Source organism: Streptomyces sp. NPDC042346, assembly GCF_055581845.1.
The window spans coordinates 369,531-389,424 of record NZ_JBVJEH010000004.1 but is presented as its reverse complement, the minus strand read 5'-3'; the positions used below and the strand labels follow the sequence as shown (position 1 = coordinate 389,424).

Here is a 19,894-nt window from a genome sequence, read left to right as displayed (position 1 = left end):
GGGGATTCGGTCCGGCGTTCAAGGGATACGGCGTCCGCGAGGTCGGCAAGGCGGCCCGGGGCGCCGCCGACACCGTCTCCCCACCGGCCTCCGCGTCGAAGCCGGAGCCCCCGTCGTACCGCCTCACGCACTACGACGGGAGCCCCCGTCGTACCGCCTCACGCACTACGACGGGAACACGAGCGGCTAGCGCGTCAGCCGTAGCGGCGCGGGGTCCAGGCGATCGTTCGGCCGTCCGCCCGCTCCACCGCCCGCGTCTGCGACGAGCCGACGAGGAGCAGGGTGCGCATGTCGACCTCGGACGGGTCCAGGGTCTTCAGCGTCAGGACGCGCACCGACTGCTCCGGGCCGCCCACGTCACGGGCGACGACCACCGGGGTCTCCGGGGCGCGCAGCTCCAGGAGGAGGTCGCGGGCCGCGGCCACCTGGTGCGTACGGGACTTGGAGCCCGGGTTGTAGAGGGCGATGACCAGGTCGGCGCCGGCGGCGGCCCGCAGCCGGGCCTCGATGACGTCCCACGGCTTGAGCCGGTCGGAGAGCGAGATGGTGGCGTAGTCGTGGCCGAGCGGGGCGCCCGCGGCGGCGGCGGCCGCGTTGGCCGCGGTCACCCCCGGGAGGACCCGTACGGGCACGTCCGCGTACTCCGGTTCGCAGGCGACCTCCAGGACCGCGGTGGCCATGGCGAAGACGCCCGGGTCGCCGCCGGAGACGACCGCGACCTTGCGCCCGCGCCGGGCCAGGTCGAGCGCGAACTCGGCGCGCTCCGACTCGACCTTGTTGTCGGAGCCGTGCCGGATCTGCCCGGGGCGCAGCTCGGGCACCCGGTCCAGGTAGGTGGTGTAGCCGACGAGGACGTCGGCGTTGACGAGCGCGCCGCGCGACTCGGGCGTCAGCCAGGGCGCGCCGGCGGGCCCGGTGCCGACGACGACGACCTCGCCCCGTTCCCGTACCGGGGGTTCCTGGTCGACGCGGGAGGGGAGGACCGCGACCGAGAAGTACGGGACGGACTCGGGGTCGATGCCGGCGAGGTCGCCGGTCCGCTCGCCCGCCATGAACGCCCGCTCCACGTACCGCGCGTCGTCCAGCCGACCCGCCCGCTCCAGGGCGCGCTTCACGGTGGGGAAGGTGCGGCCGAGCTTCATCACGACCGCCGAGTCGGTGCCCGCGAGACGGGCCGTCAGCTCGTCCTCCGGCAGCGTGCCGGGGATGATCGTGAGGACCTCCTCCGCCTCGCACAGCGGCTCGCCGAGCCGGGCGGCGGCGGCGGACACCGAGGTGACGCCGGGGATGACGGTCGTGTCGTAGCGGTCCGCGAGCCGCTTGTGCATGTGCTGGTACGAGCCGTAGAAGAGCGGGTCGCCCTCGGCGAGGACGGCGACCGTGCGGCCGGCGTCGAGGTGGGCGGCGAGCCGGGCCGCGGCCTCCTCGTAGAAGTCGTTCAGGGCGCCCCGGTAGCCGCCGGGGTGGTCCGTGGTCTCCACCGTGAGCGGGTACATCAGCCGCTCCTCGACGTGGTCCTCGCGGATGTGCTCGGCGGCGATGGAGCGGGCGATGGAGCGGCCGTGGCGGGCCGAGTGGTACGCGATGACGTCGGCGGCGGCGATGGCCTTCACGGCGGCGACCGTCATCAGGTTCGGGTCGCCGGGGCCGAGCCCGACCCCGTACAGCTTGCCGGTCACGGCGTCCGTCCCGCTCATGCCTGGATCTCCGCTTCGTGGGCGAGGGCGTTGATCGCGGCGGCGGTCATCGCGCTGCCGCCGCGCCGGCCCCGTACGACGAGGTAGTCGAGGTCCAGGACGTTGGCGGCGAGCGCGTCCTTGGACTCGGCGGCGCCGATGAAGCCGACCGGTATGCCGAGGACGGCGGCGGGCTTCCCGGCGCCCTTCGCGATCATCTCCAGGAGGTGGAAGAGCGCGGTGGGGGCGTTGCCGATGGCGACGACGGAGCCTTCGAGGCGGTCCCGCCAGAGTTCGAGCGCGGCGGCGGAGCGGGTGGTGCCGAGCTCGGCGGCGAGGCCCGGTACGGCCGGGTCGGAGAGCGCGCAGATCACCTCGTTGTCGGCGGGCAGCCGCTTGCGGGTGACGCCGCTGGCGACCATCTGCGCGTCGCAGAGGATCGGCGCTCCGGCGCGCAGGGCCTCGCGGGCGTTCGCCACGACCTGGGGGGAGTACGCGATGTCCTGGACGAGATCGGTCATGCCGCAGGCGTGGATCATCCGGACCGCCACCTGGGCGACGTCGGCGGGCAGGCCCGCGAGCTCCGCCTCGGCGCGGATCGTGGCAAAGGACCGGCGGTAGATCTCCGCCCCGTCCTTCTCGTAGTCGAACATCCTGGTGCTCTCGCTCATCTCGTCGTCGTGGTGGCGGGGTTCGTGCGGGCGTGGGTCACCGCTTCGGGCAGGGCGGTACGGGGGGTGGGGACGCCGTCCACCAGATAGGCGCCGTCGGCGGTGGCGACGACGTCGACCCAGGCGCCGTGCGGGTGCCCGCAGCGGCGCTCGCACCCGGAGTAGTGGACGGGGAGGAGCCCGGCGGAACCCGGGTGGGGCCCGGCGGACGGGAGCGGCCCGGCGGAACCCGGGAGCGGCCCGGCGGACGGGAGCGGCCCGGCGGACCCCGGGTGCGCGTCGGCGCGGACGTCCGCGAGGGACTTGGCGCAGCCGGGGCGCCCGGTGCAGGCGCCGACGCCCGCCCAGGGGGAGTCGGGGCGGGTGATCAGCCCGTACGAGGCGAGGTCCGTGAGCCGGTCCGTGAGCCGCTCCCCGAGCCGGTCCGCGTCCGTCGCCCGCGCCCGCGCCCGCGCCCCGACGACGACGGCACCGCGCCACGGCGTCAGCCGTACCTCGTCGGCGGGCAGCAGCGCGCGCAGCTGGGCGGCGGTGAGGCGGCCGAGGGGCGCGAGGACGTACAGGGCGGTGGCGCCGAGGGGCCCGGGGGCGAGGGGCGCGCGCTCACGTAGGTGTGGCGTTGGTACGGGCTCCGCCGCGATCCCCGCGCGGGCGAGCGCGCCCGCGACGTCCGGGGCGTGGTCCTCCGGCAGCTCCCGCACCCGCCAGGCGCCGTTTCCGGCCGTGCGGGCGGCGTCCAGGAAGGCCCCGGCGGCGGCGAGCGCGGCCCGGGGCGCGTCGGCTCCGCCGACCCGGAAGGCCCGCCCGCCGACGTACAGGACCGCCGTCCCCGGCTCCACTGCGACCAAGGTCACATCGCCGCCGAGCCCCGCCACGTCACCGCGCCCGTCGTCGAGCACGAACAGGAATCGGCCGGAAAGCGCCGCGGCCCACGGCTCGCCGCACAGCAGCCCGTCGAGCTCGCGGGCCCACAACTGGACCTCGGGGCCGCCGAGTCCGTCGAGACCGGCGGCGGGCGAGGCGACGATGTTGCGGACGCGTTCGTGGGTGGGGGAGGGCAGCAGGCCCGCCTCCGCGAGCAGTGCGGCGAGCTCCGCCCCGCACTCCTCCGCGAGGCCGCGCAGCTCCGCGTTCCCCCGGGAGGTGAGGCTGATCCGCCCGTCGCCCAGGGACTCCGCGGCCGTCGCCAGAGCCTCGACCTGACGAGACGTCAGGCGTCCTGCGGGCAGCCGCAGTCGGGCCAGCCGGCCGTCGTCGGCGGCGTGCAGGCGCAGCGCCCCGGGGCAGGCGTCGCCACGGTCCCGTATGCGAGCTTCGTCCCGTTCGGGCGTCGGGGGAGGGGTGGGCGGCATGGCGGCGAGCATACCCACGGGGCACCGGGCCGCCACCGAGTGTGATCCGGCCGACTCCACGGCCCGCCCCGCCCCGACGACGCCACGATCTAGGATGCAGATCGGCATGGGGTCCCAGGGCCCCGGGGAGGAAGCCCGGTGAGAATCCGGCGCGGTCCCGCCACTGTGAGCCCGTACCAGCGATGGCACGGGTGAGCCAGGAACTCCCGCCGTCCACACGACCACCCGGGGCGCGGACAACCCCGAGGAAGGGCCTGCGCACGCCATGCTTCTGCTGCTGTCGCACTCCGACACCGACCTGCTCAGTGCCCGCGCGGCGAACGCCGCCTCGGCCGAGGGCCCGGTGGAGTACCGCTTCGCCAACCCCTCCCGGCTGCCCCTCGCCGAACTGCCCGCCCTCCTCGACGGCGTCGAGCTCGTCGTCGTCCGCCTCCTCGGCGGCCTCCGTTCCTGGGAGGAGGGGATCGACGCGATCCGCGCCACCGGGAAGCCGGTCGTCGTGCTCAGCGGCGAACAGGCCCCCGACGCGCAGCTGATGGAGACCTCGACGGTCCCCGTCGGCGTCGCCACCGAGGCGCACGCCTACCTCGCGCACGGCGGCCCCGCGAACCTGGAGCAGCTCGCCCGCTTCCTCTCCGACACCGTCCTCCTCACCGGCCACGGCTTCGAGGCCCCGGCCGCCGCCCCCACCTGGGGCCCCCTGGAGCGCACGGCCCGTACCGAGAGCGGCCCGACGATCGCGGTGCTCTACTACCGCGCCCACCACATGAGCGGGAACACCGCCTTCGTGGACACCCTGTGCGAGGCGATCGAGGACACGGGCGCCCAGGCGCTCCCGCTGTACGTGGCGTCCCTGCGCGCCCCCGAGGCGGAGCTGCTCGACCGGCTCCGTACCGCCGACGCGATCGTCACCACCGTCCTCGCCGCGGGCGGCACCAAGCCCGCCGAGGCGCAGGCCGGCGGCGACGAGGAGGCCTGGGACGCGGGCGCGCTCGCCGCGCTCGACGTGCCGATCCTCCAGGCGCTGTGCCTGACCGGTTCGCGCGAGAACTGGGAGGAGAACGACGAGGGCCTGTCGCCGCTGGACGCGGCCAGCCAGGTCGCCGTCCCCGAGTTCGACGGCCGGCTCATCACCGTCCCGTTCTCCTTCAAGGAGATCGACGCGGACGGCCTGCCCGCATACGTCGCGGACGCCGAGCGCGCCGCCCGGGTCGCCGGAATCGCGGTCCGCCACGCGCGGCTCCGCCACATCCCGAACGCCGAGAAGAAGCTGGCGCTCGTCCTCTCCGCGTACCCGACGAAGCACTCCCGCATCGGCAACGCGGTCGGCCTGGACACCCCGGCCTCCGCCGTCTCCCTCCTCCGCCGCCTGATCGCGGAGGGATACGACTTCGGCCCGACCGAGGAGCTCCCCGGTCTCGTCTCCGGCGACGGCGACGAGCTGATCTACGCCCTCATCGAGGCCGGCGGCCACGACCAGGACTGGCTCACCGAGGAGCAGCTCGCCCGCAACCCGGTCCGCATCCCGGCCGCCGACTACAAGCGCTGGTACGCCGAACTCCCCGCCGAGCTCCGCGCGTCCGTCGAGGAGCACTGGGGCCCGGCGCCCGGCGAGATGTTCCTCGACCGCTCCCGCAACCCGGAGGGCGACATCGTGCTCGCCGCCCTGCGCCGCGGGAACCTGCTGGTCCTCATCCAGCCGCCGCGCGGCTTCGGCGAGAACCCGATCGCGATCTACCACGACCCCGATCTGCCGCCGTCCCACCACTACCTGGCGGCCTACCGCTGGATCGCCGCCCGCGCCGAGGACGGCGGCTTCGGCGCCGACGCCATGGTCCACCTGGGCAAGCACGGCAACCTGGAGTGGCTGCCCGGCAAGAACGCCGGCCTGTCCGCCGCCTGCGGCCCCGACGCGGCCCTCGGCGACATCCCGCTGATCTACCCCTTCCTCGTCAACGACCCGGGCGAGGGCACGCAGGCCAAGCGGCGCGTGCACGCGACCCTCGTCGACCACCTGGTGCCGCCGATGGCGCGCGCCGAGTCGTACGGCGACATCGCGCGCCTGGAGCAGCTGCTCGACGAGTACGCGCAGATCTCCTCCATGGACCCGTCGAAGCTGCCGGCGATCCGCGCCCAGATCTGGACGCTGATCCAGGCGGCGAAGCTGGACCACGACCTGGGTCTGGACGACCGCCCGGAGGACGACGGCTTCGACGACTTCCTGCTGCACGTCGACGGCTGGCTGTGCGAGGTCAAGGACGCCCAGATCCGCGACGGCCTGCACGTCCTGGGCGGCGCCCCGGAAGGCGAGGCCCGCGTCAACCTGGTCCTCTCCATCCTCCGGGCCCGCCAGATCTGGGGCGGTACGCAGGCGCTGCCGGGCCTGCGCGAGGCGCTGGGCCTGGACGAGTCGGCCATGGACCGGGCCCGGACCGACGACATCGAGGAGCGCGCCCGCCGGGTGGTCGAGGCGATGGAGGCCGCCGGCTGGTCCGTGGACGCGATCACGGACGCCGCCGTCCTGGGCCTGGGCGCCCCGCCGATGGGCGGCACCGCGTACGGCATGCAGCTGGAGTCCGTGAAGACGGTCCTCCGCTTCGCCTGCGAGCAGGTGGTTCCCCGCCTGGCCGGCACCACGAACGAACTGACCCACGCGGTCCACGCCCTGAACGGCGGCTTCGTCCCGGCCGGACCGTCGGGCTCGCCGCTCCGCGGCCTGGTCAACGTCCTGCCGACGGGCCGCAACTTCTACTCGGTCGACCCGAAGGCCGTCCCCTCCCGCCTGGCGTGGGAGACGGGCCAGGCCCTCGCGGACTCGCTCCTGGAGCGCTACCGCACGGACAACGGCGAGTGGCCGACCTCCGTCGGTCTCTCCCTCTGGGGTACGAGCGCGATGCGCACCGCGGGCGACGACGTGGCAGAGGCGCTCGCCCTGCTCGGCGTCCGCCCGCTCTGGGACGACGCCTCGCGCCGGGTGAACGGCCTGGAGGCCATCCCCCTCGCCGAACTGAACCGCCCCCGAGTGGACGTCACCCTCCGCATCAGCGGCTTCTTCCGGGACGCGTTCCCGCACGTCATCGGCCTCCTGGACGACGCGGTACGCCTGGTGGCGTCGCTCGACGAGCCGGCCGCGGACAACTACGTCCGGGCGCACGCGCAGGCCGACCTGGCCGAGCACGGCGACGAGCGGCGCGCCACGACCCGCATCTTCGGCTCCCGTCCGGGGACGTACGGCGCGGGCATCCTCCAGCTGATCGACAGCCGCGACTGGCGCACGGACGCCGACCTCGCGGAGGTCTACACGGTCTGGGGCGGCTACGCCTACGGCCGCGGCCTCGAAGGCCGCCCGGCGCGCGCCGAGATGGAGACGGCGTACAAGCGCATCGCGGTCGCCGCGAAGAACACGGACACCCGCGAGCACGACATCGCCGACTCGGACGACTACTTCCAGTACCACGGCGGCATGGTGGCGACCGTCCGCGCGCTGAAGGGCACGGCCCCCGAGGCGTACATCGGCGACTCCACCCGCCCGGAGACGGTCCGCACCCGCACGCTGGTCGAGGAGACCTCCCGGGTCTTCCGCGCCCGCGTGGTCAACCCGCGCTGGATCGAGGCGATGCGCCGCCACGGCTACAAGGGCGCGTTCGAGCTGGCGGCGACGGTCGACTACCTCTTCGGCTACGACGCCACGACGGGCGTGGTCGCCGACTGGATGTACGACAAGCTCACCCAGGAGTACGTCCTCGACGCCGACAACCAGGCCTTCCTCAAGGAAGCCAACCCCTGGGCCCTGCACGGCATCGCGGAGCGCCTCCTCGAAGCCGAGTCCCGCGGCATGTGGGAGAAGCCGGACCCGGAGACCCTGGCCGCCCTGCGCCAGGTCTTCCTGGAGACGGAAGGCGACCTCGAAGGCGCCGCAGGGTCCGACGGCGAGGAGTAACCCTCCTCCACGTCCGCGCGGTCTCCGAAGGCCCCGCTCACCGCACGGGGGTCGGTGGACGGGGCCTTCGGCATGCCCGCGCACGCCCTGCCCGCTCAGGCGGAGGCTATGCGCAGGATCAGGGCGGCCGTCGCGATGAGGGTGAGGACCGCCGGCGGGGCCAGTTCGTAGTCCTTCGCGCGGAGGTGGGTGATCACGGCGCCCGCGAAGTAGAGCGTCACGCCGATGGCCGCCGCCACGCCGAGCGCGGGGACGGCGAGGCCCGCGAGGAGGCCGAGTGCGCCGGCCGACTTCGCCGTCGCGAGCCAGGGGAGCCAGGACTCGGGCACGCCCAGCTTGGTCATGTTGCCGGTGATCTGCGGGTTGCGCGTGAAGGTCAGGAAGGCCGAGGCGGAGAGGGCGAAGGCGAGCAGCGCGGCGACGACGGCGTAGCCGATGAACATGGACGGGCTCCTATGGTGGCGGCAGGGCAATCGTTGAACGGTATCAACGATTGTCCTGGCTCCACAATGGGGCCGCTGTTACCGTGGACGGCATGGCAGCACATCCCACCGATCGCCTCGGCTTCCTCCTCTCCTTCCGGGGGGAGCTCACCGGTGCGCGCATTCGCGCGGCCCTGGGTGTCGTGGGCCTGCACCCGCGGAACGCGATGACGTTGATGCAGCTCGCCCCGGGGGCCATGAGCCAGCGCGAGCTGGCCTCCGTGATGGAGATCGACCCCAGTCAACTCGTCGCGATTCTCAATGAGTTGGAGATTGACGGCCTGGCCGAGCGGCGGCGCGATCCCGCCGACCGGCGGCGGCACATCGTCGAGATCACCCCGGCGGGCACCGAGGCCCTCGAACGGGTCGACGCGGCGGTGGGCGCCGCGGAGCGCGAGCTGTTCGGGGATCTGACCGAGGCCGAACAGGTCCTGCTGCGCGGTCTGTTGGACCGCGTCGTCGTCGATCCCGCCGATCACGAGTGCGGGTAGGCGGGTAGGCGGGTAGGCGGGACGGACCGATGGACGTCGGAGGGTAGATGTCTTGTGGTGGGTGCCTTGTGGTGGGTGCCTTCTAGGGGGTGCCCAGGACCCTTACCGCTTCCACGATCAGGTCCCAGAAGCCCGCCGCGTCGACCTCCATCCCCACCTCCGCGTTCGGAGGCAGGCCCGTCACGCCGTTCAGGTCGACGACCGTCGCGCCCCGCGTCCACGTCCCCGTCAGTTCCACCCGCACCGCCGCCCGGACCAGGCTGACCAGTGACGGGTCGATGAGGTGGGCCACCGTCAGCGGGTCGTGCAGCGGGGGTGCGTCGAAGCCGTACACCTCGCGGTAGGTCGACGCGAAGTAGGTGAGCAGCTCCACGCACAGCCGGCTCAGCGGGGTGCCGAGAGCCGCGATCCGGGCGATGACCTCGGGGGTGGCCCGCACCTGGTGGGTGGCGTTGAGGCCGAACATCGTCACCGGCACTCCGCAGGCGAAGACGATGTCCGCCGCCTCCGGGTCGCAGAGGATGTTGAACTCGGCGGCGGGCGTGGTGTTTCCGCGCTCCACCGACCCGCCCATCAGGACGATCCGCTCGATGCGGTCCGTCAGCCGCGGGTGCGCGAGGAGCAGCGTCGCGATGTTCGTCAGGGGGCCCGTCGGGACGAGGGTGACGGGGGCCGGGTGGCGCATCAGGGTGTCCCGGAGGAGCGTGAGCGCGTCGCGCGGGTCCTGCGGCACGGTCGGCTCGTCCGTGCCGAAGCCCGCGCCCGGGCCGGATTCCCAGTTCGGGCCGTCGAGCCCCGAGCCGCCGTGGATGTTCTCGGCGATGAGCGGCGCGCCCCGCTGCCGGGCGTGCAGGGGGCCCGCGGCGCCCGCAGCGATCGGCACGCCCCTGATTCCGGCGGCCTCGCACATCCGGCGCGCGTTGAGCGTGGTCTTGTCGACCGACTGGTTGCCCGCGACGGTGGTGATCGCGAGGAGGTCCACGCCGGGGTGGGCGGCGGCCAGCAGGATGTTGAAGGCGTCGTCGTGGCCGGGATCGCAGTCGAGGATCACGGGTACGGGCATGTCTCCACCGTCCCACAGGGAGCGGGCGCCGTCACGGACCCTTCCGGGTCATCCCTTGTTCTTGGCGGCCTGCGCCGTCTGCGCCGACTTCACCGCCGCCGCCGCGTCGACGTTCCCGAGGCCCAGTTTGGCGAGCTTCTGCGGGTTGGCCGCCGTGTCGCGGATGGTCTGCATGATCGCGGCGGGGTCCAGGCCCTGGTGGTGCAGGAGCGCGGCCACGGCGGAGACGTACGGCGTGGCCATCGACGTACCGGAGAGCTTTCCGTACCCGGAGAGGTTCTTCAGGGTCTCCTTCGACGTGTAGGTGGGGAGCGTGGAGAGGATGTCGACGCCGGGGGCCGTCACGGCGTTCTGCGCGCCGAAGTTGGTGAAGGACGCGGGGGAGCCGGTCTGGTCGGCGGCGTTGACGACGAGGACCGGGGTGTCGATCTTGTACGGCTGGAGCGCGGTGGAGTCGTTGCCCGCTGCGGCGACCACGACCGCGCCCTTGTTGTTGGCGTGGGTGATGGCCTGGTTGAGGACGCCGCCCTTGAGGAGGCGGGCCATCAGGCCGGACTCGCCCAGGGAGAGGTTGATGACGTGGGCGCCGTGGTCGGCGGCCCACACGATGCCCTTGGTGATGTTGGCATCGGTCCCGCTGCCGTCGGCGCCGAGCACCCGCACCGGCATGATCTTGGGGCCGGGCGCGCCGCCCGCGACCCCGATGCCGTTCTCGGTGTGGGCGGCGGCGATGCCGGAGACATGCGTGCCGTGGCCGTTGAGGTCCTTCGGCTCCGTGTCGTTGTCGACGAAGTCGTAGCCGTCGACGAGGCGCCCCTTGAGGTCCGGGTGGTCGAGGTCGACGCCGGTGTCGACGACGGCGATGACCGTGTCCTCGCCCTTCGACACGGACCACGCGTCCGGCATGTTGAGCGCGTCGAGCCCCCACTGCTGGCCCCGCAGCGGGTCGGGCTGGTCGTCGTCGTCGCTGCCGCAGCCGGTGGCGAACGCGGCGGTGAGCGCGGCGAGGGCGGTGAGGGCGGCAAAGGTGGCGGTGGCGGGCCGGCGGCGGCGCATGAAGTCTCCCCATTTGTCGGCGTTTGGGACAGTCAACAACCCGTTCGGAGTGCTCGCATCTCGAAGATCCTTCGACAGAAACCCGCATTGTTCTAGTAGAGTGCGAACAAGGGAGGTTTTCATGCACCGTGCCACACCTCGTCTCCGCGCGCTCGCCGCGCTCCCCTTCGTCCTCGCCCTCGCCGTCCACCTGCTGCTCCTCGCCCGCCGGCGCGACGAGCTGCCCGCCGAGCTCGCCACCCACTTCTCCTTCGGGGGAGAGGCCGACGGCTGGACCGGCACGACCGCCTACGTCCTCATCACCACGGCCCTGTTCCTCGGCCTCGCCACCGGCGCGGCCCTGATCGTCCGGCGCCGGTTCCTGTGGACGGCCTGGGCCACCGCGGGCTTCGCCGGCGGGCTCTTCGTCCAAGTCCTCCGCGCCAACCTCGTCGACGACGCGGATGCCGTGGTCTTTGCCGCCGGTACCGGCCTCGGGCTGGCGCTGGTCGTGGCGGTCGTGACCGGTGTCGCGGGGTGGGCGCTGACCGCACTCGTCCCCGACGAGCCCGAGAAGGGCGTGGAGTCCGGGGAGGCTGCGGAGGGGGCGGCCGGTGGTCCCCGGCTTCCGCTCGCCGCCGGCGAGGCCGCCGGGTGGTCCAAGGACACCGGCTCGCGGGCGCTCACCGTCCTCGCCGTCCTCGTCCTCGCCTCCGCCCCGGCCGTCCTGCTCGTCGCCACCTGGCCCGGCGCCCTGATCGGCCTGCTCGGTCTCGTCATCGGCGTGCCGGGGCTCGCCCTCGCCCGGGTCCGGGTCGTCGTCGACCGGCACGGCCTCACCGTCCGCTCCGCCCTCGTCCCCCGCCCCCGGGTCCGCGTCCCGCTCGACGCGGTGGAGGGCGCGAGCGTCCGCGAGATCGACGCCGTCGCCGATTTCGGCGGCTGGGGCTACCGCGTCCGGGCCCACCGGACGGGCGTCGTGCTGCGCTCCGGCGAGGCCCTCGTCGTCCGCAGGGGGAGCGGCCGCGAGTTCGCGGTGACCGTGCCCGACGCCCGGACCGCCGCCGCCCTCCTGAACACGCTGGTCGAGCGGCATGGGAGGGTCTGACCGTGCTCTTCCGCGTCGACCCCGCCTCCTCCGTCCCCCTCGGCGACCAGATCGCCGCGTGCGTCCGCGGGGCGCTCGCCGACGGTTCCGCCGAGCCCGGTGAACGCCTCCCGGCCGCCCGGGAGCTCGCGGACTCCCTCGGGGTCAACGTCCACACCGTCCTCCGCGGCTACCAGCGGCTCCGCGAGGAGGGCCTCATCGAACTCCGCCGGGGCCGCGGCGCCGTCATCGTCCCCGGCGTCGCCGCGCCCGACCGCGCCCGTCTGGTCTCCCGGCTGCGCGAGGCGGCGGCGGAGGCCCGCGAACTGGGCCTGACGGAGGCGGAGTTCCTGGAGCTGGCGCGTACGAGCCTCGGCTGAGGCGCGTACCGGCGTCAGCTGAGGCCGCGTACCGGTCTCGGCTGAGGCGCGTACCAGCGTCAGCTGAGGCCGCGTACCAGCCTCGACTGAGACGCGTACAGCCTCAGCCGAGTACGGAGCCGATCCCGACGTTCCAGCGGCCCGAGCGGCCGGTGAGCTCGACGGACGACCGGGGGCGCACGTCCAGACGCCAGAAGGCCGCCCCGGGCGCGCCGAGGGCGTGCGCGGCGGCCGCCCGGATCACGTCCGGCTCGGCGACGGCCCAGACGGTGCCCGGCTCCAGGGCGTCCATCCAGGCGGCGACCCGGTCCCACAGGGAGCGCAGGGACTCGCCGCCGTGCGGGACGGCGTCGGGGTCGGCGAGCCAGGCCGCCACCGACTCCGGCTCCTCGGCGGCGAGTTCGTCCAGGCGGCGGCCCCGCCACCGGCCCATCGCGCAGCCCGCGAGCGCCGGTTCGGCGACGGCCCCCGTCAGGCCGAGGAGTTCGGCCGTGCCCCGGCAGCGCGGGGACGGCGAGGTGAACAGCCGGACCCCCCGTCCGAGGCACACCCGGTCGGCGCTCGCCGGCTCCACCGGGGAGCCGTCGTCGAAGCGGGCCTCGCGCAGGGCCGCGTTCATCGCGGGGGCGACGAGAACGAGCCGTACGGTCCGCTCGGGCGGAGGCGGGCCGGCGGGTGACGCATCACCGGCGGAGGCGTCCGCGGGTGATGCGTCCACCGGTGGCGCGCCCGCGGGTGGCGCGTCCGCGGGTGGCGCGTCCGCTGGTGGTGCGTGCACGGAGGAAGCGTTCACGGGTGGTGCGTTCACGGGTGATTCATCCCTCAGTGGTCGATCGGGCGCCCATGCGCCCTTCCCGCGCTGCGGCCCGCGCGGTACGGTCACGGCGACAATTCCACAACCGACGACGGCGAGACGGAAGTCCGGTGAGAAACCGGCACGGTCGCGCCACTGTGAGCCGACCCGGCATGCCCGGGACCCGGCGAGTCAGACCCGACGACCGTCGTCGCGCACCACCGTTATGGGACGCGAGTTCCCGAGGAGGTTCCGCCATGGCCGAGGCCGTCGCCCCGTCCGTCATCCCCACCACCCCCGTCGCGCTGCCGGTTTCCCTGCCGGTCCGCACCGTGCTGCCCTGGGCCCTGTTCGCCGGGCTCCTGGCACTGGTCGCGCTCTACTTCGTCGGCGCCGAGCAGGGCGCCCTCTCCGTCTTCGCGGGCAGCGATGTCCACGAGTGGGTCCACGACGGTCGTCATCTGCTCGGCTTCCCCTGCCACTGATCGCGGTAGAGGAGCTCACGCACATGTCTGACACGTCGTCCTCCACCGTGAGGAGACTCCTGGTCCGCGGCATGCTCGCGGGCCTGATCGCCGGATTGTTCGCCTTCGTCGTCGCGTACGCCGTCGGCGAGCCGTCCGTCGACGCCTCGATCGCCGTCGAGGAGGCCGCCGCCCAGGCCGCGCACGCGGGCCACGGGGCGGCGGCCGCCGCCGGGGAGGCGGAGGAGGAGCTCGTCAGCCGGGACGTCCAGTCCACGGCCGGGCTCGCCACCGGCGTCCTCGTCTACGGTGTCGCGCTCGGCGGCATCGCCTCCCTCGCGTTCTCCTTCGTCCTGGGACGCGTCGGCCGGTTCACGCCGAAGGCGACCGCCGCGCTCGTCGCGGCCGCCGCCTTCACGACCGTGTACCTCGTGCCGTTCCTGAAGTACCCGGCGACCCCGCCGGCCGTCGGCAACCCGGACACCATCGGGAAGCGCACCACGCTCTTCTTCCTGATGATCCTGCTGAGCGTGCTGCTCGGCGTCGCCGCCGTCATCGCCGGCCGCCGCCTCGCCCCGCGCCTCGGCAACTGGAACGCGACCCTCGTCGCCGGCGCCGGTTTCGTCGCCGCCGTCGCCCTCGCCTGCGCGGTCCTGCCGGGCAACGACGACGCGGTGCAGGCCGGCTTCCCGGCAGCCGTGCTGTGGGAGTTCCGGCTCGCCACCCTCGGGATCCAGGCGGTCCTGTGGGCGGTCTTCGCCGTCGCCTTCGGCACCCTGGCGGAGCGGCTGCTCGCCCCGGCCGCGCCCCGCGCCGCGACCGCGGAGACGGTCCCGGCCTGAGACACGGCATGCCCTGTCCCGTACGCGTACGGGGCAGGGCACCCGTGCGTTCAGCCCAGCTCGCGCACCGGAGCGCCCGCCAGGTACGCCTCGATGTCCTCGACCGCCTGCCCGAAGTAGCGGGCGTAGTTGCCCTCCGTCACGTACCCGAGGTGGGGCAGCGCCAGGACGTTCGGCAGCGACCGCAGCGGGTCGTCGGCCGGCAGTGGCTCCGTCGCGAAGACGTCGAGCCCGGCCCCCGCGATCCACCCCTCGCGCAGCGCCCGCAGCAGCGCCCCGCCGTCGACGAGCCCCGCCCGTGAGGTGTTGACGAGGTACGCGGACGGGCGCATCGCCCGCAGCTCCGGCTCCCCGATCAGGCCCCGCGTGCGGTCGGACAGCACCAGGTGCAGGGAGACGAAGTCGCTGTTCCCGAGCAGCTCCCGCCGGTCCTTCGCGAGCCGTACGCCGTGCTCCGCGGCCCGCTCCTCCGTCAGGTTCGGGCTCCAGGCGAGGACGTCCATGCCGAAGGCGAGACCGATCCGGGCGACCCGGCCGCCGATCTTGCCGAGTCCGACGAGGCCGAGGGTCCGGCCGGCCAGGTCGGCGCCGACGGTGGACTGCCAGGGCCCGCCCTCGCGCAGCGCCTGCGCCTCGGTCCGTACGTGCCGGGCGAGGCCCAGGAGCAGGGCCCAGGTGAGCTCGGTGGGCGGCTCGGGACTGCTGGCCGTCCCGCAGACGGTGATGCCCCGGGCGCGGGCGGCGGCGACGTCGATCGAGGCGTTGCGCAGCCCGGAGGTGACGAGCAGCCGGAGCCGGGGGAGCCGGTCGAGGAGGGCGGCGTCGACGGGGGTCCGCTCCCGCATGACGACGAGGATCTCGCAGTCCTCGACGGCGGCGACGAGCGCGTCCCGGTCGGCGAGGTGCTCGCGCAGCGCGCGGACCTCGACCCGGCCGGCGAGCGGGCTCCAGTCGGCGGAGGAGAGGGCGACACCCTGGTAGTCGTCGAGTACGGCGCAGCGCGGCAGGTTCATGACCGCATGATCGCCCTCCGCGCGACAAAGCCGCTCACCCCACGGAGAATTGCCCTGATTTATCTCTCTGTGGGATGTCGCTGCGAGGAGTGGGTGCCGTGGATGCCAAGGACAGGGGTGCCGACGGTGCTGACGGTGACGGCGGTGACGGCGGTGCCGACCGTGCCGGCGGTGACGATCTGGCGGCGCTCCGGGCCCGGATCGCGGCCCTGGAGGCGAGCGCGGCGGGTGCGCAGACGCCCCGGCCGCCCCATCACCGCCTCCGCTCGTTCTGCGCCGCCCTGCTCGTCGTCATCGGCTGCGTCCTGACGCCGCTGGGCATCGTCGCCGCCTGGACGTCGGACATCGTCGGCGACACCGACCGGTACGTGCAGACGGTCACCCCGCTCGCCTCCGACCCGGCCGTCCAGGAGGCCGTCGCGAACCGGGTGACGACCGCCGTCATGGAGCACATCGACCTGAACTCGCTCCTGGAGGGCGTGGCCCCGGAGCAGCGGCCGCTCCTGGAGAAGGCCCTGGGCAAACTGGGGGACTCCCTGGAGAGCGCGGTCGGCAGCTTCGTCCACGACCGGGCGCAGGACGTGGTGGCCTCCCCGGCCTTCGAGACGATCTGGATCGATGCCAACCGGGCGATCCACACCTCCCTCGACCGGGCCCTGACCGGCAGTGACGACGGCGCCGTGAAGATCGAGACGGACAAGGTCACGATCGACCTGGCGCCCGTGATCGACCGGGTGAAGGAGCGGCTCGTCGACTCGGGTCTGACGGTCGCGGGGAAGATCCCCGAGGTCCACACCGACTTCACCGTGCTCCAGGCCGACGACATCGGCAAGGTGAAGACGGGCTTCTCCCTGCTCCAGGTGATGGGCGTGTGGCTGCCGGTGATCTCGGTGCTGCTGGTCGCCGGCGGTGTCCTGCTGGCCGTGCGCCGGCGCCGCGCCCTGGTCGCCGGGGCGCTGGGGATCGCGGTGGCGGCCCTGGTCCTCGGCATCGCCCTCACCGTCTTCCGTACGGTCTATCTCAACGCCCTGCCGTCCGGGGTCTCCCCGGCCGCCGCCGGTGCCGTCTACGACACCCTGGTCCGGTATCTCCGCACCTCGGTGCGGGTGTTCGTGACGCTGGGCGTGCTGATCGCGCTCGCCGCCTGGATCTCCGGGCCCAGCCGCCCGGCGACCCTCGCCCGCGGCCTCTGGGACTCGGGCATCTCCGCGACCCGCGGCACCGCGGACCGCGCGGGCCTGCGGACGGGCCCGGTGGGGCCGTTCGTCCGCCGGTACCGCACCTGGATCACCTGGATCCTCGTCGCGGCGGCGGCCCTGTCCTGCGTCTTCTGGCCGCACCCCACGGGCTGGGTCGTGCTGGGCCTCGCCCTCGGTCTGCTCTTCGCGCTGGCGGTGGTGGCCTTCCTGGCGGAGGAGTCGCACGACGGGGACGCGCATGAGAAGGAGCCTCAGCCGGTGGCGTGAGGCTCCTTCTTCGGGGGGGTGTCCGGGATCAGCGCCGTACGGCGGTGTCAGCGCCGTACGGTGTCGTCCGTCTTCAGGTCCTCCACGGCGTCGTCGAAGTCGTCGAGCTGGTCGGGGCAGTAGACCTGCAGCACGATCCGCTCGGCCTCGATGGCCTTCGTGTCGGAGATGACGGGCCGCTGGCCGGGGCCGGTGGTGCCGTTCGACTGGCCGATCTTCCAGAGCGCGGTCTGCAGGGCGTTGCCCGGCGCCTCGCAGACCGGACCGCCGTTCGTGCCGAGCAGCGCCTCGATGGTGTCGGTGTCTGGCGGCGCGGAGTAGCCGGCCTCAAGGAGTTCGTTCTGGAGCTGGTTGGCCTTGGCGAGGGACTCGTTGCTCGTCGTGACCGCCGTGTACTTGATCACCCCGGTGACGGCGAGGCCGACGAGGATCACGATCGCGCCCCAGTAGATCCACTTGTGCTCGGAGGCGTATCGGGTGGGGCTCATGACCGGTCTCCCTCGGTCGACGCGCCCGCGCCCGACGGGCCGGCCGCGGCTTCGACGGTGCGCCAGCTCGGCTTGCGGAACTTCAGGAAGGCCCAGGGGATGAGGAACCCGAGGACGAGCAGGCCGCTGGCGATGAAGAGGGCGTACGCCCAGACGCTGCCGCCGCCGAACTGGGACGGCGGTACGAAGCCGATGGCGAGGGCCGCGAGCGAGGAGAGCAGGCCGACCGTGCAGATCAGTCCGAGGGCGGGTGCCCGGTAGCCGCGCGGATGGTCGGGATGGGTCTTCCGCAGCCGCATCGCGGCGGCGAACATCAGCAGGTAGACGATGAGATAGACCTGCGTGGTGATGGTGGAGAAGATCCAGTAGACGCTCGACACGTTGGGGATGAGCGCGTACATCAGGGCGATGATCGAGGTCACGACGCCCTGGGTGACCAGGATGTTCTGCTGGACGCCGAACTTGTTGAGCTGCTGCAGGAACGGCGGCAGGTAGCCCTCGTGGCGGGAGATCTCCAGGAGGCCCTTCGACGGCCCGGCGAGCCAGGTGAGCATGCCGGCCAGGGACGCGGAGATCAGCATGACGGCGGCGATCGGCGTCATCCAGCCGATGTCGAAGTACGAGAAGAACGCGTCGAAGGCCTGCATGACGCCCGCGGTGAGGCTGAGCTGGTCCGCGGGGACGACCCAGCTGATCGCGAGCGCGGGCAGGATGAAGATCAGCAGCACCAGGCACACGGCCAGGAACATCGACTTCGGGTACTCCTTGCCGGGGTTCTTCAGCGAGGAGACGTGGACGGCGTTCATCTCCATGCCGGAGTACGACAGGAAGTTGTTGACGATCAGGACGAGGCTGGCGAGGCCCGTCCACTGCGGCAGCAGGTGGTCGGCGTTCATGGGGGCGGCCGACGGGTTGCCCTGGCCCAGGAAGACCATGCCGAGGACGACGAGGATCGTGCCGGGTACGAGCGTCCCGATGATCAGGCCCCAACTGGACAGTCCCGCGAGGGCCTTCGTCCCGCGTGAGGAGACCCAGACGCCGGTCCAGTACAGGACCATGATGACGATCGCGGTGTAGACGCCGTTGGAGGCCAGGGACGGGTCGATGACGTACGCGATCGTGGAGGCCACGAAGGCCAGCAGGCTCGGGTAGTAGAAGATCGTCATCGCGAACTGGCACCAGACCGCGAGGAATCCGAGCGGCTTGGACAGCCCCTCGGAGACCCAGCGGTAGACGCCGCCGTTCCAGCCGGAGGCGAGCTCGGCGGAGACCAGCGCCGTCGGCAGCAGGAAGACCACGGCCGGGACGAGGTAGAGGAAGACGCACGCCAGGCCGTAGATGGCCATGGTGGGCGCGGCCCGCAGGCTCGCCACCGAGGCGGTCGTCATCAGGGCGAGTGTCACCCAGGTCATGGTGGTGGGCGCGGCGGGCGTCGCCGCCGCCGCACGCGGTCTGGGCACTTCGGCCGGGGTGTCGAGGCTGCTCATGGGCCCTCCCATCGGTCACACGATCCCCCCAGGCTCGATCGGCGGGTGGGGTGCGGCAACCGGTGGCACCCGTCCGGGCTAGCCCTTCGGCGTGTTGCCCCTCGGGCGGCCCTTCGGGCGGGTCTTGGGCGGCCTTCGGGCGGGCCTTCAGGCGGGCCTTCGGGCGGCCTTCGGGCGGGCCTCGGGCAGCCCTCAGGCGGCCCTCGGCCGGGCCTCAGCAAGGGCCTCGGCCGGGCCTCAGCCGGCGGGCGTGCGGGTGAAGGACCGGCGGTACGAGCGGGGCGGGACGCCCCGGCGGCGGACGAACTGGGCGCGCAGCACGGCCGCGCTGCCGAAGCCGACCGCGCGGGCGATCTCCTCGACCGGCAGGTCCGTCGTCTCCAGGAGCTCCTCGGCGCGGCTGAGGCGCAGCCCGAGCAGCCAGGCGTGCGGGGTGGTCCCCGTGGAGGCGGCGAACCGGCGGGCGAAGGAACGCCGGCTCATCAGGGCCCGGCGGGCCAACTCGGCGACGGGGAGCGGCTCGTGGAGATGCTCCCGGGCCCAGGCGAGGACCTCGGAGAGCCGCTCGTCCTGACTGTCCTCGGGTACGGGGGTGGCCAGGTACTGGGCCTGGCCGCCGTCCCGGTGGGAGGGAAGCACCAGGTCCCGGGCGATGGCGTTGGCCGTCGTGGCGCCGTACTCGCGGCGCAGGAGGTGCAGGCACAGGTCGAAGCCGGCGGCGGCGCCCGCGCCCGTGGCGACGCTGCCCTCGTCCACGTACAGGGCGTCGGGGTCGACGGTGACGTCCGGGTGGCGCTCGGCGAGGAGGCCGGCGAACCGCCAGTGGGTGGTCGCCCGCCGGCCGTCGAGGAGCCCGGCCGCGGCGAGCGCGAAGGCGCCGACGCAGTGGGCCGCGACCAGCGCGCCGCGCCCGTGGGCGGTGGTCAGCGCGTCGAGCACGGCGGGTGCCGGGGGCGTACGGAAGTCGGCCCAGGGCAGGGCGATGACGAGGTCGGCCGAGGCGAGCCGGTCCAGGCCGTCCTCGACGACGAGCGGCAGTCCGACATCGGTGCGGACCCGGCCGGGCCGGTCGGTGCAGAGGGCGAAGTCGAAGCGCGGCAGGCCCTGTCCGCGGAAGTCGAACACCTCGGAGACGATGCCGGCGCCGAGCATGCCGACGCCGGG

General features: G+C 73.5%; 18 protein-coding genes and 1 riboswitch. Of the genes, 7 read left to right on the top strand and 11 right to left on the bottom strand.

What is annotated here, in order from left to right; translation table 11 throughout:
- Window positions 1-194: 194 nt before the first annotated feature.
- The 3 genes from cobJ to ACZ6K0_RS19705 are packed head-to-tail and all read right to left on the bottom strand — an operon-like array spanning window position 195 to window position 3,711.
- Window positions 195-1,697: a precorrin-3B C(17)-methyltransferase gene (cobJ, locus tag ACZ6K0_RS19715; protein ID WP_376397441.1), complete on the bottom strand. Its 1,503-nt coding sequence runs from the start codon at window positions 1,695-1,697 to the stop codon at window positions 195-197.
- Entirely contained in the window at window positions 1,694-2,347 is a 654-nt protein-coding gene (locus ACZ6K0_RS19710) for a precorrin-8X methylmutase (protein WP_376397438.1), read from the bottom strand. Before ACZ6K0_RS19710 ends, cobJ begins: the two co-directional genes overlap by 4 nt.
- Window positions 2,344-3,711, bottom strand: coding sequence for a cobalamin biosynthesis protein CobG (locus ACZ6K0_RS19705; protein WP_469231483.1), 1,368 nt, complete (start codon window positions 3,709-3,711; stop codon window positions 2,344-2,346). Before ACZ6K0_RS19705 ends, ACZ6K0_RS19710 begins: the two co-directional genes overlap by 4 nt.
- Window positions 3,712-3,826: 115 nt before the next feature.
- Window positions 3,827-3,905: riboswitch (cobalamin riboswitch) on the top strand.
- Window positions 3,906-3,964: 59 nt separating this feature from the next.
- Here ACZ6K0_RS19705 and cobN point away from each other — a divergent pair.
- The gene (gene cobN / locus ACZ6K0_RS19700) at window positions 3,965-7,639 is read left to right on the top strand and encodes a cobaltochelatase subunit CobN (RefSeq protein ID WP_469231096.1); all 3,675 of its coding nucleotides are present in this window, start codon (window positions 3,965-3,967) and stop codon (window positions 7,637-7,639) included.
- A 95-nt stretch (window positions 7,640-7,734) separates the two neighbouring features.
- Here the strand turns inward: cobN and ACZ6K0_RS19695 are convergent, their stop codons facing one another.
- Entirely contained in the window at window positions 7,735-8,082 is a 348-nt protein-coding gene (locus ACZ6K0_RS19695) for a DoxX family protein (RefSeq protein WP_469231094.1), read from the bottom strand.
- A gap of 92 nt (window positions 8,083-8,174) precedes the next feature.
- Here ACZ6K0_RS19695 and ACZ6K0_RS19690 point away from each other — a divergent pair, with 92 nt between their 5' ends.
- Complete coding sequence (locus ACZ6K0_RS19690) at window positions 8,175-8,612, top strand: MarR family winged helix-turn-helix transcriptional regulator (RefSeq protein ID WP_376397429.1); 438 nt, start codon at window positions 8,175-8,177, stop codon at window positions 8,610-8,612.
- 82 nt (window positions 8,613-8,694) lie between these two features.
- On the opposite strand, the gene ACZ6K0_RS19685 is transcribed toward ACZ6K0_RS19690, so the two are convergent.
- Both ACZ6K0_RS19685 and ACZ6K0_RS19680 read right to left on the bottom strand, forming a co-directional pair.
- On the bottom strand, window positions 8,695-9,675 hold the full coding sequence (locus ACZ6K0_RS19685) for a nucleoside hydrolase (RefSeq protein ID WP_469231092.1): 981 nt from the start codon (window positions 9,673-9,675) through the stop codon (window positions 8,695-8,697).
- 48 nt (window positions 9,676-9,723) lie between these two features.
- Entirely contained in the window at window positions 9,724-10,731 is a 1,008-nt protein-coding gene (locus tag ACZ6K0_RS19680) for a S8 family peptidase (protein WP_469231091.1), read from the bottom strand.
- A 121-nt stretch (window positions 10,732-10,852) separates the two neighbouring features.
- Between ACZ6K0_RS19680 and ACZ6K0_RS19675 the strand changes: the two genes are divergently transcribed.
- Window positions 10,853-11,818, top strand: coding sequence for a DUF1648 domain-containing protein (locus ACZ6K0_RS19675; protein WP_469231089.1), 966 nt, complete (start codon window positions 10,853-10,855; stop codon window positions 11,816-11,818).
- Between the two features lie 2 nt (window positions 11,819-11,820).
- The gene (locus tag ACZ6K0_RS19670; RefSeq protein WP_056653345.1) at window positions 11,821-12,177 is read left to right on the top strand and encodes a GntR family transcriptional regulator; all 357 of its coding nucleotides are present in this window, start codon (window positions 11,821-11,823) and stop codon (window positions 12,175-12,177) included.
- 103 nt (window positions 12,178-12,280) lie between these two features.
- On the opposite strand, the gene ACZ6K0_RS19665 is transcribed toward ACZ6K0_RS19670, so the two are convergent.
- A complete protein-coding gene (locus ACZ6K0_RS19665) occupies window positions 12,281-12,895 on the bottom strand; it encodes a histidine phosphatase family protein (RefSeq protein WP_376397416.1) in 615 nt (204 codons plus the stop codon).
- Window positions 12,896-13,227: 332 nt separating this feature from the next.
- Between ACZ6K0_RS19665 and ACZ6K0_RS19660 the strand changes: the two genes are divergently transcribed.
- Window positions 13,228-13,455, top strand: coding sequence for a CbtB domain-containing protein (locus tag ACZ6K0_RS19660; RefSeq protein WP_376397413.1), 228 nt, complete (start codon window positions 13,228-13,230; stop codon window positions 13,453-13,455).
- Window positions 13,456-13,478: 23 nt separating this feature from the next.
- The gene (locus tag ACZ6K0_RS19655; protein WP_469231087.1) at window positions 13,479-14,276 is read left to right on the top strand and encodes a CbtA family protein; all 798 of its coding nucleotides are present in this window, start codon (window positions 13,479-13,481) and stop codon (window positions 14,274-14,276) included.
- A gap of 50 nt (window positions 14,277-14,326) precedes the next feature.
- Here ACZ6K0_RS19655 and ACZ6K0_RS19650 read toward each other — a convergent pair whose 3' ends face one another.
- Window positions 14,327-15,289, bottom strand: coding sequence for a D-2-hydroxyacid dehydrogenase family protein (locus tag ACZ6K0_RS19650; RefSeq protein WP_469231085.1), 963 nt, complete (start codon window positions 15,287-15,289; stop codon window positions 14,327-14,329).
- Between the two features lie 74 nt (window positions 15,290-15,363).
- Here ACZ6K0_RS19650 and ACZ6K0_RS19645 point away from each other — a divergent pair, with 74 nt between their 5' ends.
- Window positions 15,364-16,755 carry a hypothetical protein gene (locus ACZ6K0_RS19645; RefSeq protein ID WP_469231083.1) on the top strand — a complete coding sequence of 464 codons (1,392 nt, stop codon included), beginning with the start codon at window positions 15,364-15,366 and terminating at the stop codon, window positions 16,753-16,755.
- 47 nt (window positions 16,756-16,802) lie between these two features.
- Here the strand turns inward: ACZ6K0_RS19645 and ACZ6K0_RS19640 are convergent, their stop codons facing one another.
- From ACZ6K0_RS19640 to ACZ6K0_RS19630, 3 genes are all read right to left on the bottom strand, one after another.
- Window positions 16,803-17,243, bottom strand: a complete 441-nt coding sequence (locus tag ACZ6K0_RS19640) for a hypothetical protein (protein ID WP_376397402.1) — start codon at window positions 17,241-17,243, stop codon at window positions 16,803-16,805.
- Window positions 17,240-18,730 carry a glutamate/gamma-aminobutyrate antiporter GadC gene (locus ACZ6K0_RS19635; RefSeq protein WP_376397399.1) on the bottom strand — a complete coding sequence of 497 codons (1,491 nt, stop codon included), beginning with the start codon at window positions 18,728-18,730 and terminating at the stop codon, window positions 17,240-17,242. The genes ACZ6K0_RS19640 and ACZ6K0_RS19635 overlap by 4 nt, the downstream gene beginning before the upstream one ends.
- Before the next feature lie 237 nt (window positions 18,731-18,967).
- Complete coding sequence (locus ACZ6K0_RS19630) at window positions 18,968-19,882, bottom strand: helix-turn-helix domain-containing protein (RefSeq protein ID WP_376398408.1); 915 nt, start codon at window positions 19,880-19,882, stop codon at window positions 18,968-18,970.
- Window positions 19,883-19,894: the final 12 nt, after the last annotated feature.